Below are 15429 nucleotides of genomic sequence, written 5' to 3' on the forward strand. Positions count from 1 at the left end.
AATTGGTAAAAAGCCATGAAAAATTACATCATTAAATGCACAGGTATTTTCCTTCTTTTGGGTCATTTAATGGGTCACGGTCAGACTCGAGAATCTCTGGATGAACTATCCTCGGCCTATGCCAAAACTTCCTTTCCCATGTTACGGGAATTGCTTAACATCCCCAACGATGCCTTTTATCCCACGGCCATTGAAGATAATGTACAATGGTGTGAAAAGGCCTTTCAAAAAAGAGGGTTTAGCAACACCAGGATTTCAACAAGTACGGCTCCTTTACTGCTGGCCGAAAGAAAACACCCGGGTGCACAACAAACGGTGCTTGTCTATCTGCAAGTAGACGGGCAACCGGTAGACAGTACCCGCTGGTTTCAGGAAAGCCCCTATATCCCTGTGCTTAAGAAACCACTACCTGACGGGAGTTGGGAAGCTCTACCCTGGGACGATATCGCAAATTATGAAGACAACTGGCGGGTATTTGCCCGTTCTGCAAGCGATGCAAAGGGGCCTATTGCAATGTTCCTGACCGCTTTGGATGCCGCTGCCAATTCAGATATTGTCCCAAACTACAACCTGAAAGTGATCATGGACTTTGAAGAGGAATTGGGATCGCCCCAATTGCCTAGAGCTGTAAAAGAGCATTCTGATCTCTTAAAAGCCGATATGCTCATTATTTTTGACGGACCCCGGCATATTACCAACAAGCCCACCCTTACCTTTGGAGCCAGAGGCATTTCCACAATTACCCTCACCACATATGGTCCTGTGGTACCTCAGCACAGTGGACATTTTGGAAATTATGCTCCTAACCCGGCACTGCGCCTTTCCAAATTACTGGCATCTATGAAGGATGATGTGGGCCGTGTCATCATCCCTGGGTTTTATGATGGGGTTTCGATCGATCCTGCTACAGCATCTATTCTGAAAGCAGTCCCGGATGATGAAGCGCAGATAAAAGATCGCTTGCAGATCAAAACGGCTGATTCAGTTGGACGTTACTATCAGGAAGCCATTCAATATCCCTCCCTGAACATCCGCGGGATGCAATCAGGATGGATCGATGAAAAAGTACGGACTATCATTCCAGGATGGGCCAGGGCTGAGCTGGATGTAAGACTGGTATTGGAAACCGATCCAAACCGACTCATAAATCTTGTTAAGGAGCATGTGGCCTCAGAAGGGTATTTGGTATTGGATAGGGAGCCCACCAAAGAAGAACGACTTGCTCATGACAAGATCGCCACCTTCACCCATGAGATCTCCTATCAGTCTTTCAGGACGTCTTTTGATTCCCCGGTAGGAATCTGGCTCCGCAGTGCTCTTACCAAGGCCTTTGGTGAATCCCCCATAATGATCCGTATGAGCGGTGGTTCTATTCCCATTTCTCCTTTTGTAACCACTTTAGACATTCCGGCGGTCACAGTCCCAACAGTAAACAGGGATAACAATCAACATAGTCCCAATGAAAACCTCCGGCTGGGGAATTATCGAGAAGGGATAAAGACTATGTTAGCAATATTAGGGGAGGAATTAAACTAGATTATACAAATCAAATTAAACAAAATTTGGTCTATAGATTTCTTCAGATCTGATCAGATCTTATCTACCACAACCTTGTAGGTAGGATCTTCCAGGACATTCACTTCAATGATATCGTCTGCATTCTTCAGCAGACGTTTACAGTCACCGCTCAGGTGTTTCAGGTGAACCTTTTTCCCTACCTTGAGATAACGTTCGGTAATCTTGTTAAGGGCTTCAATGGCCGACATGTCTACCACCCTGCTTTCCCTGAAGTCGATTATAACTTCATCTGGGTCATTCAGAACATCAAACTTTTCATTAAATAAAGTTACGGATCCGAAAAAGAGGGGGCCATAGATCTCATAGTGCTTCACTCCGTCTTCATCGACGTGTTTTCGGGCACGAATTCTTTTGGCATTGTCCCAGGCAAAGACCAGGGCAGCAATAATCACCCCTACTAGTACGGCAAGAGCGAGGTTGTGGAGGAATACCGTTACCAGCGTTACCAGTACCATCACCAGCACATCACTTTTTGGCATCCGCCTAAAGGTTCGCAGACTTGCCCATTCAAAAGTTCCCAAGGCCACCATGATCATCAGGCCGGTTAAAGCCGCCATCGGTACTTTTTCAATCAGATCGGCACCAAACATGATAAATGCGAGTAACATCAAGGCAGCTACGATTCCCGATAGCCTTGCCCTTGCCCCGTTGGAGGTGTTAATAAGACTTTGACCGATCATCGCGCAGCCACCCATACCAGAGAAAACTCCGGACAAGATATTTGCGGTTCCCTGGGCAACAGCTTCCTTGTTGCCGCGGCCACGGGTTTCGGTGATCTCATCCACAATATTCAGGGTAAGTAAGCTTTCTATCAGTCCAACTCCTGCTACAATAGCCGCATATGGGAAAATGATCTGAAGAGTCTCCATATTTACCGGTACATCCGGAAGGTGAAAAGGAGGAAAGCCGCCTTTTATTGAGGCGATATCTCCAATAGTCCGCGTATCAATCCCAAATACAAGTACCAAACCAAATACCAGAAGGATGGCCACAAGGGATGCGGGTACTGCTTTACTGATCTTAGGCAATCCCCATATCACCAGCATTGTAAGTAATACGAGGCCTGAGAAAAGCCACAAAGTATTGCCGTTTAACCAGCTGCCGTCAGCATTTTTAAACTGATCGAGCTGCGACATAAATATGATAATCGCCAGTCCGTTGACAAAACCAAAGATCACGGGATGTGGTACCAGGCGCATAAGTTTCCCAAGTCTCAACACTCCGGCCAACACCTGCAGCAGTCCGGCCAAAACAACAGCAGCGAAAACATATTCAACCCCATGTTGTTGGGCAAGACTAACAATTACAACGGCCACAGCTCCTGTTGCCCCCGAGATCATCCCGGGTCTACCCCCAAGAATGGATGTCACCAGGCCCATGACGAATGCTGCGTATAATCCAGTTAAAGGAGATAAGCCGGCAATCAGTGCAAATGCAATCGCTTCGGGTACCAAAGCCAGAGCTACGGTGAGTCCGGAAAGGATCTCAGTACGGTAATTAACTTCCTGTGAAAAATCGAATAGATTGAGGTACTTCTTCAAACCCTGTTGTCTTTAAGGGCGCAAAAATAGCATTAATTTAGAAGGTAACCTCTTTGACGAGTGAGAATTAGGGATATGACAATTACCAGGGGGTAATTCCCAGCAATCGTTCTCCCAGGGGGGATAATTTTGCGGTTTCATACTTTTGCTGTTCCCATTTTCGCGGGTCACCAGGAAAGGCGTAACCTTCGGGAGCTACTCTGTTTTTCCAGGAATGTATCCTCCAGTTCAGCAGCGTTTCATTCTCAGGCTCTGCCGGCATCATTGAAATATATTGAGCAATACGCACCTTGTTTCCGGAGCGATTTGGCCTTATCCCGTGAGGTTGGGTACTATTAAAGATCAGGAGGTCACCAGCTTCCAATTTTACCTTTACGATCTTATCTTCCAATCCGCTTATATCAGGTTGAAATCGATCACGGTCTGAAGGTTGATCCTTCTTCCAGGTATCATAATTTCTGTACAACCACGGAATACATTGAAAGCCACCCATATTCTCGTCGGTCTGATCTGCCAGGGCCAGTACGCCCTGCACGTTTTGAGGTTTGGTTTCAGGATCGTAGTCCCAATGGATAAACCCTTTTTGTTCGTGTCCGGGGCGTTGCGGAAAATTAAGATTTGCCCGGTCTATGGTCACCCATAGTTTATCGGTCCCCCAGATATCCGTAAACGCATCATAAACCCGTTGTTCCTGCCTGTTGTTCCACAACTGCTGATGGTTGTATACTTCCACCATCCCGGTCCCGGTGAGTTCTTTCATCTGCATTTCAGCCCTGGGTGGAGCATACCAAGTTTTGGGGTCATTAGGATCTTTTTCATCAAATTCCCATAAGAAACTAGCCGTTTCTTCAGCCTGGGATCTGGAAATAGCATTCTTAATAACTATATACCCATTGTGAATCCAGAATTCCCAGTCTTCCTCACTGAGAACCTTCAGAGGTTTGCCATTCGACCTGTCATTTAACTTTTTTGTGCTACTGGTTGCCGTGGAAGGGTTACCCGGAATCTCCTTATGTCCGGCATTCCCCAATTCAACTTTGTACCTGGAGTCCATCTTAATTTCGTTGAGAGATTAACCCTATTAAGATACGCAAAATGCAGGAATCCCAACAAAAAACCGCCCTGTCTTAGATGTACAGGACGGCTTTTAACCAAATAACCAACCAAAAAAATTATTATCTAAATTTTAAATGTCAGGAGCGTTCTCCTATTTACGTTGCCTTTTTACCTTCATTGTCGGATGATTGCTCTTAACGCGTTTTCTGCTTTTTGTTGTACTATCCGATTTCAGATACTGGATATATCCCTTGCCCTGGAATTCATATACCGTCTGGCTGTCGGGATGATATAGTTCAATCGTTCTGTCATCAATAACGTACAGTTCGAAATAATCATTGCCCATAAAGGCGTAATCTAACGTTAAAGTTTTAAGCGTTTCATCGTTTTCTACATTGTATATCTCATAAAAACCTTCGTAATCCCATACGATATTCGACAAAGGAGTCCCTATTGCGTCTACAGAAGACCTGAATCGGGTTCCTGAATTCCCTTCAAAAAACTGCAGAAAGTTCTCCTCGTCAAATTCATTGGCAAAACCGGTATCACTAACATAGGTCTTTTCCCATACATCGTACTCCTGTAACAAAAGCTCTATGTTCTCGTAAAACAATCTGTTGTAATCGAAATTGGATCTTTGATAACCATCCAGATAGTAAGACGTATTTGAACGCCTGTCATACAGCTCGATAGTCCTGTTGTTTACTCCAATCACTTCGAGGGTCCATATCCCATCCACATCGTGGTCGATTTCCAGGACTCCCGCTACAGCATCGTAATATCCTACTCTGATTCCAAGACCATTCCCCGTCTTTCCAATTCCTGATATATTATTATTAGCATAGAACAAACCATTGACAAAAGAAAGTGTAAACGCCCTTTGGAGAAAAGGAACTTCCCCGTTTCCCTGAGTCGAATGGATATCGACATACCAAAGGTCATACGTCTCTAATACCTGTCGTGTTTGCAAAGGAGTATCCTCAATAAATACGTCTTCGAGGATCACCTCAGTATAACAACTGCTCAGAAATAGCATCATCAATATCACGGAGCTAAGGAAGGTAAATTTTTTCATGGCGTACAGTTTTAATATTCTACTTCTTGTAAAACAAGCATCGTGCCATTTGTTGTATTATATTGATTTTCAATTACTTATAAGCTGATGGTTTTTATTTACATTTGCTCTATTAAAGAGATTAGATGAATAAAGAAGTGAAAATTGCGGTATTAGGTGGAGGAAGCTGGGCCACAGCCATTGTAAAAATGTTTACTAAAAATCTTCCCAATGTAATATGGTATATGAGGAATTCCGAAGCAATTGCCTTTATTAAAAAGGAAAAACACAATCCCAACTATCTCACCTCTGTAGAGTTTAACCTTTCGCAGTTAACTCTTACAGACAGTATAGACCAGGCTGTTACCCAGGCAGATATTCTCGTTTTTGCTATTCCATCAGCCTTTTTGGAATCGGAGTTGCAAAAATTGAGTGTGCCCCTGACGAACAAGATCATCTTTAGCGCTATCAAAGGGATTGTGCCCGAGAGCGGTAAAATAGTCGGAGAACATTTCCATGATAACTACGATATTCCATTCGAAAACATAGGGGTCATCACCGGCCCCTGTCATGCTGAAGAAGTAGCGCTGGAAAGACTGTCCTACCTCACTATAGCCAGCGCTGATAAGGACAAGGCTGAACTCATAGCAAAACAGCTCAGCAGCGAGCATATAAAAACTAAAATATCTGATGATATCATAGGAACAGAGTACGCTGCGATGTTAAAAAATATCTATGCCCTTGCCGCTGGAATTGCCCATGGACTGGGTTATGGCGATAATTTCCAGAGTGTACTGATGAGTAATGCCATCCGTGAGATGAAACGCTATATCAAGCGGGTTCACAAAATGAAGCGGAATATCAACAATTCTGCCTATTTGGGTGATCTGCTGGTAACAGGGTATTCCACTTTCAGCCGAAACCGTATGTTTGGCAATATGATCGGAAAAGGGTATACGGTAAAAAGTGCTATGATGGAGATGAATATGGTGGCCGAGGGATACTATGCCGCCAAAAGTGCCTATGAGCAAAAAAATTCCTTCAAACGCAAAGTGCGTACTCCAATAATCGATACGGTTTACGGCATCCTTTACTTGAAGGAAAATGCAAGAAATAGTTTTAAAAAACTGGCAGATCGCTTAGACTAACTCTCTTTCTTAGTCCCTGTCCAGGGAGAAATCACTATGTTTTTTCAATTCATTATTGAGTGAATCCCTCCATTCAACTACTGTTTTCTCATCTGCTTTGAGAAGTATTTGTAATTCCCCCGACACTGCTTCCATGTACTTCCTTACACTGTGAATGTCAAAATACAGCCTCCCTGTTCTCCTGATAAAAAAATCGAGTGGCGATTGTACCATTTCATACTTCACCCCAAACTGAAGCTCAGAAAGAATGAGACGCTCGGTATTCTCCTCCTCTTTTCGCTTTTTGTAGAAATCCAGGATCATCTCAGTTTGAACGCCGTAGTTGGTTACAAGATACCAGGCATCGTACTTGCTAAAACCATCAGGTTTTAACCTTGAATAAACTTCCTCAATATATTTTTTTACGTGTTTGAACTTTTTAAAGTCACTCCCGCACAAGGCAATGGAATCCGTAGTACACTCCTTTAATTTTGTCCCGTTATTTTCCTCTATTCTTTTAACAATTCGATTTACAACACGTTCAGCCATTTTCCGATATCCCGTAAGTTTCCCTCCGGCGATACTAATGAGTCCGGTATCTGAAGTAAATATTTCATCCTTTCGGGAAAGCTCCGATGCCGATTTCCCTTCTTCGTGGATCAGGGGGCGTAAACCTGCCCAGGAAGATTCAATATCCTCCATTCCCAATTCGATATCCGGAAACATATTATTCACGGCAGCGATCAGGTAGATGGCATCAGCCAAATCAGTCTCCACTTTGTCCTTATCCGAATTGTAATTGGTATCTGTGGTTCCCACATAGGTCACTTTCCCCCTGGGGATGGCAAAGATCATTCGCCCATCGGGAACGTCAAAATAAACCGACTGCTTCACGGGGAGCTTTTCATGCGGAAACACCAGATGAACCCCTTTGGTAAGATGTAGTCGTTTCCCTTTTTTTGAGTGGTTAATACTCCTCAGCTCATCCACCCAGGGACCGGCAGCATTGATGATGTGATCCGCTTTTATATCATGAGTATCCCCACTCAGAAGGTCTTTAAATTTAACTCCCTGCACCTTTTCATCCTTGTAAATGAAGTCGGTAACCTCAGCATAGTTAAGTGCTTTGGCACCGTATTGCAGGCTGGTTTTAATATTTTCCAGGGTGAGTCGGGCATCATCAGTCCTGTATTCTGCATAGTATCCCGCACCTTTTACTATTTTCTTAGGCAGGAGGGGTTCAAGGGCCATCGCTTCTTTTTTCTCCAACATCTTTCTTTTGTCATCCCCACTTACCTGTGCCAGGATATCATATACCTTCAAGCCTACAGAAGTAAGCCATTTCCCATAGGAACCACCTTCTATAAGGGGTAACAACATCTTTTCGGGCAAGACCAGGTGGGGCGCAAGTTTATGGACTATAGCTCGTTCTGAACCCACTTCCTTCACCAACCAGAAATCAAATTGTTTCAGATATCGAAGTCCGCCGTGAATTAGTTTTGTCGATTTACTACTCGTGCCTGATGCAAAATCGCCTTTTTCCAGAAGGAGCACCTTTAGGCCTCTGGAGGCTGCATCTAATGCTATTCCACCCCCTGTAATTCCCCCTCCAATTACGACCAGATCAAAATTAGTTTCGACTATTTCCCGGGTGACCGACTGTCTTTTAAGGTTGGAGAAAGAAATTGGTTCTTTCATAAAAAATCGTTTTGATGGTTTGTCTGATATATTATTTTGCCCCGATAGTGTAAAATAACTCTGATAATACTTATGCTATCCCTCAATCAGGACGTTGAAAGTTGTATTCTCGTTCTATTCTGCATATGCGAAGGTGGTACCATTGATACCATTTTTCACGGCCGAGTCTTTGTGCCTCCAGATGGTCGGCATTATTTTTCCATTGGGTTATCGCTTCCAAACTTTCCCAGTAACTCACACTAATACCTATATCGCTCCTCGCGGTTTCAAAACCCAGAAATCCCGGTTGAGATGCAGCCAGGGTTTCCATCCTACTTGCCATTTCTTTATACCCATGGTCACCTTCAGTTCGTTGGGTAGTAAAGATGACGGCATAATACGGACGAAAATTGTTCATGGCATGTATTCTTTCTCAAGAAAGTATCCGACAATGGCTTCTTTCATTAAAATGGCCTGCTCTCCGGCCTTCAGTGGAGGCAATTCTTCCTTCACCTTATAATGCGGCCATCCTTCTTCGTCGAAATATTCAAATTCGTAATATCCATAGGGCTCAAGCAATCTGCAAATAGCGATATGCATCAGGTTAACCTTTTCGTCTTTTTTAAACGACCGGTGGTATTGCCCTAATTCCTGCACTCCCACCAGATAGATAATTGCATCGAGTTCTAGAGGGTCGTTATCTGAAAACTGAGAAGAGAGCTTTGCCACTAACAGATCCCATTGTTCTTTTAATACCTGATCTCTTGCCATCTTTTTGCAAATTTATAAAGATTAAATCCCCCTTCTTTCTAAAAAACCAAAGGTACAAATCAAAGTTCTATATTTGTACAAATCGGTTGTCCGTGAGTTTTATCGACATAGTACTGGGACTTTTACTTCTTTACGGGTTGTTTAAAGGCGTAAAAAATGGTCTGGTGATAGAAATAGCCTCCATCCTGGCCTTAGTCGCAGGCTTATACGGAGCCATACACTTTTCATATATCGTAGGGAATTATCTCGCTTCTCATTGGGATTGGAACGAACGAACGATGAGCCTGGCCTCATTTATTATCACCTTTTTTATTATAGTGATAGCGGTAATTACTGCTGCCAAACTGCTTACTAAAATAGCTGAGTTCGCAATGCTGGGCTTGTTGAATAAAATTGCAGGAGGACTATTTGGTACACTTAAAGTAGCCATAATCCTGGGGGCTTTGTTAATCTTTCTGGAAAGTGTAAACAAAAATCTTAAGCTTGTCAACGAAGATACTAAGGCAGAATCCGTACTCTACGAACCTATCAGGAACTTAGGCGAACTTGTATTCAGTGCGGTTATTAAAAACGATAGTGCTGATGTTGAAAACGCAGAGTAGATAGGCTATGTCATTAAGCTCCTTAATTCCCGGGATGTAAAATTGATCAGAGGGTACAAAACGTGCATTTCATCGAATATTTTCAACATTTAAAGCTGTTTTTCAATCCTTTTTACTATCATTACCAACCTCAATTTTTAATACGAGAACTCCCCACTTCTTCCCTACCTGCCTGCGAGGAACACTATAATGAGAAGAAGTCTGCATGCCATCCTTTGGGCTATTTGCCTGTTTGTTACTGTTTCCTGTACCAAGGAGGCTACAGATGAATTGGTGATTCCCGTTGCGCTAAATGCAGTGGAAGTAGAACAGGAACTCCTCCAGATAGTCAATGAACACAGGATATCTCTTGGCTCAGAACCTCTCCAATTCAATGCCCTGGCATATGATTATGCCAATCTCCATAACGACTATATGATTGCCAAAGGAACCATCAGTCATGATAACTTCAGTTCCAGAGCTTCGAAAATTGCAGCGGAAACCGATGCGAAGGAAATCGCGGAGAATGTAGCGATGGATTATCCGGATGCAACCGAAGCCTTTCAGGGTTGGTTAGAAAGTCCGAACCACAAAGGCACCATGGAAGCCGATTATACAAATACAGCCATCAGTGTTAAAAGAAGTGCTGACGGAACCCTCTTTTATACACAGATCTTCTTTAAGTAAAATTCAGTCCCTTACTTTTCGTATTTTTGAATGAAGACATAAGTCCTTTGTTCACACCTTAGTATTTAATATGGCCATATTACCTCCTTTCAACCTACATCAATGGATAGAAGAAAATCGTGATTCTCTAAAACCTCCTGTGGGGAACAAAAATCTGTATAAGGATGCTGATGATTATATCGTTATGATCGTAGCTGGGCCAAATGCCCGAAAGGATTATCACTATAACGAAACAGAAGAACTCTTTTATCAGTTAGAAGGGAATATTGAAGTTCACATTCAGGAAGATGGAGTGAAAAAGACGATGAAACTGGGCCCCGGAGACATGTATCTCCACCCTGCAAAAGTTCCGCACTCTCCTGAAAGACATTCAGGTTCTATAGGGCTTGTTATTGAAAGAAAACGAGCAGATCTCGGCGCTAAGGATGGCTTACTCTGGTATTGTGACAACTGCAACAACAAATTATACGATGTCTATTTTACACTCGAGGATATTGAAAAGGACTTCTTAAAACACTTTGAACATTTTTACGGTTCAGAAACACTTCGCAGCTGTTCCAATTGTGGTACAGTTATGGATGTTGACCCAAGATTTATCGCTAATAATCAGGATTAAAAAATAATATGAATCTGGCTGTCGATCTGCTTATTGGTTTTATTGCGCTACTCCACTTGTATTTTCTATGGCTCGAGATGTTTGCCTGGACAAGCAGGGCTCCCAGGGTATTTAAAGGTTTTCCAAAAGAGCTGTTCGAGCCGACGAAGACCATGGCAGCTAACCAGGGGTTGTACAACGGTTTTCTTGCAGCCGGACTGATATGGACCTTTTTTATCGGGGAATATCCATGGAAGCTATACATCTCCATTTTTTTCCTAAGTTGTGTACTGATTGCCGGTATTTTCGGGGCGATGACGGTGTCAAAAAAAATCTTTTTCGTTCAGGCCCTCCCGGCTTTAATCGCCCTGGTACTCGTCCATCTGAAGTAATCCTTTATTTACTGCCAAGTGTATCCCGGGTAGCACTGCAAGACCTTAATTATTTGTAGCTTTGCAGCCAAACGAACTTCACAAAACTAAACAGAATATTATGGCAACGGCATTAGTTGACTCCGGCATACAGGACTCCTTAAAAGCATTAAAAATAAAAGAGCTTAACGACGGTACTTCAACCGGTTCGAAATTCTTTTCCTCAGGTGAAATTATCGAATCATATTCGCCCGTAGACGGATCCCTTATCGCCAGGGTCCGCACAACCACAAAAGAAGATTATGAAGAGGTTATGAGTAAGGCAGGGAGTGCTTTTTTAGACTGGCGACTAAAACCGGCTCCGCAACGAGGCGAGATTGTTCGTCAGTTCGGACAGCGGCTTCGTGAACTGAAAGAACCACTGGGAAAACTTGTATCCTATGAAATGGGCAAGTCTTACCAGGAAGGCCTGGGTGAGGTCCAGGAAATGATCGATATCTGCGATTTTGCAGTGGGCCTTTCAAGACAGTTGCACGGACTAACCATGCACTCGGAAAGACCCGGACATCGTATGTACGAACAGTACCACCCAATGGGGGTAGTGGGGATTATCTCTGCTTTTAATTTTCCAGTAGCTGTATGGGCCTGGAATACTGCCCTGGCATGGGTATGTGGTGATGTATGCGTGTGGAAACCTTCAGAAAAAACGCCATTATGTGGTATCGCCTGCCAGAATATTATTGCTGAAGTATTAAAAGAAAATAACCTGCCTGAAGGAATCTCCTGCCTGATAAACGGAGATTACAGGGTAGGCGAATACATGACACAGGATAAGCGTATTCCCCTGATTTCTGCAACGGGATCTATCCGAATGGGAAAAATAGTAGCCCAGGCTGTTGCTGCCAGACTCGGAAAATCCCTTTTGGAACTTGGAGGGAACAACGCCATAATTGTAACGCCCAATGCAGACATTAAAATGACGGTTATAGGTGCTGTCTTCGGTGCGGTTGGGACTGCCGGTCAGCGGTGCACTTCTACCAGACGACTTATCGTTCACGAATCGGTTTACGACAAGGTAAAAGATGCCCTTACGGCCGCATACAGCCAGTTGCGGATCGGGAATCCTTTAGACGAATCTAATCACGTAGGCCCGTTAATCGACACAGATGCGGTAAAAAATTATCAGCATGCCCTGGAGCAGGTCGTGGCGCAGGGAGGAAAATTACTGGTAGAAGGTGGTGTGTTACAGGGAGAAGGATATGAGAGCGGCTGTTATGTTAAACCTGCCATTGCTGAAGCAAAAAACTCCTTTGATATTGTCCAGCACGAGACCTTTGCTCCCATTCTCTACCTCATCCCGTATTCCGGAGAAGCAGAAAATGCTATCGCCCTGCAAAACGGAGTGGTACAGGGGCTGTCTTCAGCCATTATGACCAGTGATCTCAGGGAGGCTGAAAAATTTCTGTCAGCTTCGGGTAGTGATTGCGGGATTGCCAATGTCAATATCGGTACTTCAGGAGCTGAAATTGGAGGTGCGTTTGGCGGGGAGAAGGAAACCGGTGGAGGACGAGAATCAGGCTCTGATGCGTGGAAGATCTATATGAGAAGGCAGACAAATACCATCAACTATACAAAAGAGCTTCCCCTGGCACAGGGAATTAAATTCGATCTGTAAACAGATTACACATTTCTTGTATTGAAATAGGGCCTCCTTACAGGATTGATCAGAGAGCCCCGGGATTAGCGTTTTTTTAATATCTTGTAAAGAGATTTACCTAACCATTACATTCATGTCTAAAAAAACCACGAATATTATAGGGTTTATCATCACCCTATTGGCCGGTATCTATTTCTTTGTGATGTATTGTAGTCAGTGTTCCTGATAGTGAATCAGCACAGGACAAGAACACAACTTGGACTCTTTGTTCTGGGAGCGTTAAATCAAAATGATCTAAAAGCAAACTAAATCTTTCACTATGGAGTTAGAATATATGGATATCTGGTGCTGGCTTATTCCCCTTAGTGTGGGGCTTATCTGCGGTTTTTTTGGCTATCTGATCGGTCGGGGATCAAACCCAAAGGTTGATTATGAGTCTCAGATAAAAGAGTTGAGTCAGGAAAATGAAAAAGCTAAGAACGATCTCGCCAAATGTGAGCAGAAACTAGCTGCGGGGTCCTCCTTAAATAATGGGGATTACACCGTATTTGACTCTGCTGAAGCAAAAAAATATATTGGAAAATCAGTTAAACTTGATGATCTTACACTAGTAGAAGGGATCGGGCCTAAGATCCGAAGCCTGTTTCACAATTATGATATTAAAACCTGGAAGGCCCTGGCTGAAACTTCAGTTGCTAAGTGCCAGGAAGTACTCGATTCGGGAGGAGATCGCTACAAAGTTCACGATCCTGCCTCCTGGCCTATGCAGGCAAAAATGGCTTCAGAAGGAAAATGGAAAGAACTTGCAAGATGGCAGGAGGAACACAAACACGGAAAGTTATAAGTGAATTAAAATTACCCCTCGCCCATTTTCAGATAACGCCATTGGCCTGAACCCAACTAAATCGATACTGGTCTTCAGGAAACTTCATTCGTTCGGAAATTCGATGCAGGCGATCAGGGAGTTTCATTAAATAATCCCTTGCTTTTTCAGCCTCCTCATTCAGGCCTCTCAGGGTTCCCAATTCCCAGTAAGTATTTAACTTTTTCAGGATCTCAATATAATCCTGTGCCGTATAAACCCCCAGTCTTTGTGCACAATTTGAAAAATTTTCGAAGGCGGCGCCTATCGCACCCCCGGATTCCCGCAGAAAATGGGCAGGCATTACGATCTTGTGCTTCATCATATCTGCAAAAGCGAGGATCATGCCGTTGGGATCATGTCCCAGAATGGTCTTTACAAACTCGCGATATGCAAGGTGATGTCTCATTTCATCCCCTGCTATAATAGAACACATTTTACCCAACAGTAAATTTCCCTTTTTCTTGGCCATCTGACCTACTCGCTTATGAGAAATATTGGTTGCTAATTCCTGAAAAGTAGTATAAATAAAATTCTTGTAAGGATCCCGGTCTGTACCTATGTCGAATCCATCCGTGATCAGATATTGGGTAGAGATTTCAACCTGCCGCATGTTTACCCTTCCTGAAAGGTATAAGTACTTATTCAGTACATCTCCGTGCCTGTTTTCCTCTGCAGTCCATGCCCTGACCCATCTCGACCAGCCGTTGTTTTCTTTAGCATGTTGATTAATGCCTTCCACATCCATCAGCCAGGATTCATAAGTGGGCAGAGCCTCTTCCGTAATTGTATCTGCTACCAGAGTTACCCAGAAATCATATCCGAGTTCTTTTGCTTCTTCACGGATTTGTTCTACAGCATCGAAGAACCCATCCGACTGGGAATCCGGCAGGAAGTCTGAAGGCTGCCAAATTTCATCCGGAGGTATGAGAAAAGAATCCATAAAGCCTGATACTTGTGGCTCGATCGCATCCATCACTTCTAACCGAATATTCTTCATTTTTTGCGTCTTTTAAACAAAGTACGACAAATAAATATGGAAACTCTATTAAAGGATTACCAAAAAATTAGTTTCGGCCGTTTTCCCCGGGGTAAAAAGAATATACCGCATCGCTTTGCCAAAATTCCTTGGTGTCTGTATCGATAATGGTCAAGGGCCCTTTGTAAGCCGCTGCGGTATCTATATTCCAAACATTGGCCGCCCTGTGAGGGACAGACTTACCAATCTTACTCAGGGGGGTGTGGCCTATATAGATCTCCGAGTAATGCAGTAATCGTTTAGGGTAATATATACTGTCTTTGGCAATTCCCGGATCCAAGGCTAAAGCCAGTTCCCAGAGTGTTCGATCCCAATAAAAAGTCTTTGAGAAGTATTCAAAATCTACTCCTTTTAAATTGGTAAATCCGGCATGAAGAAATAGTCGTTTCTTATTATCCAGGTAATAATTGCGCAATGATCTATAAAAGGAAATATGTCTCTTTTTTACTTCCTCGTCTGCTTTTTCATACGACTCAATGGTAGCCTCTCCTCCATTCATCAACCAAAGTGGATTGTGTTCTCCTGTTTCAAGCCAGTGGTAACATAGATCATCGTGATTCCCACGTAAAAATATACACCGATAGATATCCTGTAATTTCAAGAGGTATTCAACAGTCTCTACAGCCTCGCTCCATCCATCGACATAGTCGCCTAAAAAAATAAGCAGGTCGTCCTTCTTAACGCCTGCTCTTTCCAAAACCTGGGGCAGGGCTTGTGCCCCGGCATGTATATCACCAATGACCAATGTTCTCATAGCGCAAAAATCGTAAATTCTCTATGGAACACCTTACGGCAATAGTAAAAATTTTGCTCCTTGAAATTCATCCCCATAT

At 43.4% G+C, this 15429-nt stretch carries 16 protein-coding genes; 8 read left to right on the plus strand and 8 right to left on the minus strand.

The annotated features are described in order from the left end of the window. Positions 1–15 precede the first annotated feature (15 nt). Positions 16–1536 (plus strand): M20/M25/M40 family metallo-hydrolase, encoded by a 1521-nt coding sequence (locus ACA086_RS01195; protein WP_371001431.1) that lies wholly within the window; start codon positions 16–18, stop codon positions 1534–1536. 53 nt (positions 1537–1589) lie between these two features. On the opposite strand, the gene ACA086_RS01200 is transcribed toward ACA086_RS01195, so the two are convergent. From ACA086_RS01200 to ACA086_RS01210, 3 genes are all read right to left on the minus strand, one after another. Continuing rightward, entirely contained in the window at positions 1590–3119 is a 1530-nt protein-coding gene (locus tag ACA086_RS01200; RefSeq protein ID WP_369748084.1) for a SulP family inorganic anion transporter, read from the minus strand. A gap of 82 nt (positions 3120–3201) precedes the next feature. After that, complete coding sequence (locus ACA086_RS01205; protein WP_371001434.1) at positions 3202–4173, minus strand: phytanoyl-CoA dioxygenase family protein; 972 nt, start codon at positions 4171–4173, stop codon at positions 3202–3204. Positions 4174–4326: 153 nt separating this feature from the next. After that, positions 4327–5250 carry a nicotinic acid mononucleotide adenyltransferase gene (locus ACA086_RS01210; protein ID WP_371001436.1) on the minus strand — a complete coding sequence of 308 codons (924 nt, stop codon included), beginning with the start codon at positions 5248–5250 and terminating at the stop codon, positions 4327–4329. Positions 5251–5375: 125 nt separating this feature from the next. On the opposite strand from ACA086_RS01210, the gene ACA086_RS01215 reads away from it, so the two are divergent. Continuing rightward, a complete protein-coding gene (locus ACA086_RS01215; RefSeq protein ID WP_369748081.1) occupies positions 5376–6377 on the plus strand; it encodes an NAD(P)H-dependent glycerol-3-phosphate dehydrogenase in 1002 nt (333 codons plus the stop codon). A 9-nt stretch (positions 6378–6386) separates the two neighbouring features. On the opposite strand, the gene ACA086_RS01220 is transcribed toward ACA086_RS01215, so the two are convergent. The 3 genes from ACA086_RS01220 to ACA086_RS01230 form a co-directional block, all read right to left on the minus strand. Then, positions 6387–8054 carry a glycerol-3-phosphate dehydrogenase/oxidase gene (locus ACA086_RS01220; RefSeq protein WP_371001437.1) on the minus strand — a complete coding sequence of 556 codons (1668 nt, stop codon included), beginning with the start codon at positions 8052–8054 and terminating at the stop codon, positions 6387–6389. A gap of 82 nt (positions 8055–8136) precedes the next feature. Next, on the minus strand, positions 8137–8451 hold the full coding sequence (locus tag ACA086_RS01225; RefSeq protein ID WP_371001440.1) for an antibiotic biosynthesis monooxygenase: 315 nt from the start codon (positions 8449–8451) through the stop codon (positions 8137–8139). Beyond that, positions 8448–8804 (minus strand): hypothetical protein, encoded by a 357-nt coding sequence (locus tag ACA086_RS01230; RefSeq protein WP_369748078.1) that lies wholly within the window; start codon positions 8802–8804, stop codon positions 8448–8450. Before ACA086_RS01230 ends, ACA086_RS01225 begins: the two co-directional genes overlap by 4 nt. 92 nt (positions 8805–8896) lie before the next feature. Between ACA086_RS01230 and ACA086_RS01235 the strand changes: the two genes are divergently transcribed. The 6 genes from ACA086_RS01235 to ACA086_RS01260 all read left to right on the plus strand — a co-directional run bounded on the left by ACA086_RS01235 (position 8897) and on the right by ACA086_RS01260 (position 13539). Continuing rightward, entirely contained in the window at positions 8897–9406 is a 510-nt protein-coding gene (locus ACA086_RS01235) for a CvpA family protein (protein ID WP_371001442.1), read from the plus strand. Positions 9407–9595: 189 nt separating this feature from the next. Next, positions 9596–10072, plus strand: a complete 477-nt coding sequence (locus ACA086_RS01240; protein WP_371001445.1) for a CAP domain-containing protein — start codon at positions 9596–9598, stop codon at positions 10070–10072. 70 nt (positions 10073–10142) lie between these two features. After that, positions 10143–10688: a 3-hydroxyanthranilate 3,4-dioxygenase gene (locus tag ACA086_RS01245; RefSeq protein ID WP_371001447.1), complete on the plus strand. Its 546-nt coding sequence runs from the start codon at positions 10143–10145 to the stop codon at positions 10686–10688. A gap of 8 nt (positions 10689–10696) precedes the next feature. Further along, positions 10697–11059, plus strand: coding sequence for a DUF1304 domain-containing protein (locus ACA086_RS01250; RefSeq protein WP_371001448.1), 363 nt, complete (start codon positions 10697–10699; stop codon positions 11057–11059). 100 nt (positions 11060–11159) lie between these two features. Then, positions 11160–12713: an aldehyde dehydrogenase family protein gene (locus ACA086_RS01255; RefSeq protein ID WP_369748073.1), complete on the plus strand. Its 1554-nt coding sequence runs from the start codon at positions 11160–11162 to the stop codon at positions 12711–12713. 301 nt (positions 12714–13014) lie between these two features. Then, positions 13015–13539 carry a hypothetical protein gene (locus tag ACA086_RS01260; protein WP_371001450.1) on the plus strand — a complete coding sequence of 175 codons (525 nt, stop codon included), beginning with the start codon at positions 13015–13017 and terminating at the stop codon, positions 13537–13539. 28 nt (positions 13540–13567) lie between these two features. On the opposite strand, the gene ACA086_RS01265 is transcribed toward ACA086_RS01260, so the two are convergent. Both ACA086_RS01265 and ACA086_RS01270 read right to left on the minus strand, forming a co-directional pair. Then, entirely contained in the window at positions 13568–14557 is a 990-nt protein-coding gene (locus ACA086_RS01265; RefSeq protein ID WP_369748071.1) for an acyl-ACP desaturase, read from the minus strand. 67 nt (positions 14558–14624) lie between these two features. Next, on the minus strand, positions 14625–15350 hold the full coding sequence (locus ACA086_RS01270; RefSeq protein WP_371001451.1) for a metallophosphoesterase family protein: 726 nt from the start codon (positions 15348–15350) through the stop codon (positions 14625–14627). Positions 15351–15429 lie beyond the last annotated feature (79 nt).

Origin of the sequence: Muriicola sp. E247 (assembly GCF_041358175.1) — a bacterium.
Taxonomy (GTDB): Bacteria; Bacteroidota; Bacteroidia; order Flavobacteriales; family Flavobacteriaceae; genus Muriicola.

Bases quoted from the DNA above. Each gene is read 5' to 3' on its own strand.
- ACA086_RS01210 (WP_371001436.1), bottom strand. From the start codon at position 5,250: ATGAAAAAATTTACCTTCCTTAGCTCCGTGATATTGATGATGCTATTT.
- ACA086_RS01230 (WP_369748078.1), bottom strand. From the start codon at position 8,804: ATGGCAAGAGATCAGGTATTAAAAGAACAATGGGATCTGTTAGTGGCA.
- ACA086_RS01255 (WP_369748073.1), top strand. From the start codon at position 11,160: ATGGCAACGGCATTAGTTGACTCCGGCATACAGGACTCCTTAAAAGCA.
- ACA086_RS01270 (WP_371001451.1), bottom strand. From the start codon at position 15,350: ATGAGAACATTGGTCATTGGTGATATACATGCCGGGGCACAAGCCCTG.
- ACA086_RS01205 (WP_371001434.1), bottom strand. From the start codon at position 4,173: ATGGACTCCAGGTACAAAGTTGAATTGGGGAATGCCGGACATAAGGAG.
- ACA086_RS01260 (WP_371001450.1), top strand. From the start codon at position 13,015: ATGGAGTTAGAATATATGGATATCTGGTGCTGGCTTATTCCCCTTAGT.
- ACA086_RS01240 (WP_371001445.1), top strand. From the start codon at position 9,596: ATGAGAAGAAGTCTGCATGCCATCCTTTGGGCTATTTGCCTGTTTGTT.
- ACA086_RS01195 (WP_371001431.1), top strand. From the start codon at position 16: ATGAAAAATTACATCATTAAATGCACAGGTATTTTCCTTCTTTTGGGT.
- ACA086_RS01220 (WP_371001437.1), bottom strand. From the start codon at position 8,054: ATGAAAGAACCAATTTCTTTCTCCAACCTTAAAAGACAGTCGGTCACC.
- ACA086_RS01245 (WP_371001447.1), top strand. From the start codon at position 10,143: ATGGCCATATTACCTCCTTTCAACCTACATCAATGGATAGAAGAAAAT.
- ACA086_RS01225 (WP_371001440.1), bottom strand. From the start codon at position 8,451: ATGAACAATTTTCGTCCGTATTATGCCGTCATCTTTACTACCCAACGA.
- ACA086_RS01265 (WP_369748071.1), bottom strand. From the start codon at position 14,557: ATGAAGAATATTCGGTTAGAAGTGATGGATGCGATCGAGCCACAAGTA.
- ACA086_RS01215 (WP_369748081.1), top strand. From the start codon at position 5,376: ATGAATAAAGAAGTGAAAATTGCGGTATTAGGTGGAGGAAGCTGGGCC.
- ACA086_RS01250 (WP_371001448.1), top strand. From the start codon at position 10,697: ATGAATCTGGCTGTCGATCTGCTTATTGGTTTTATTGCGCTACTCCAC.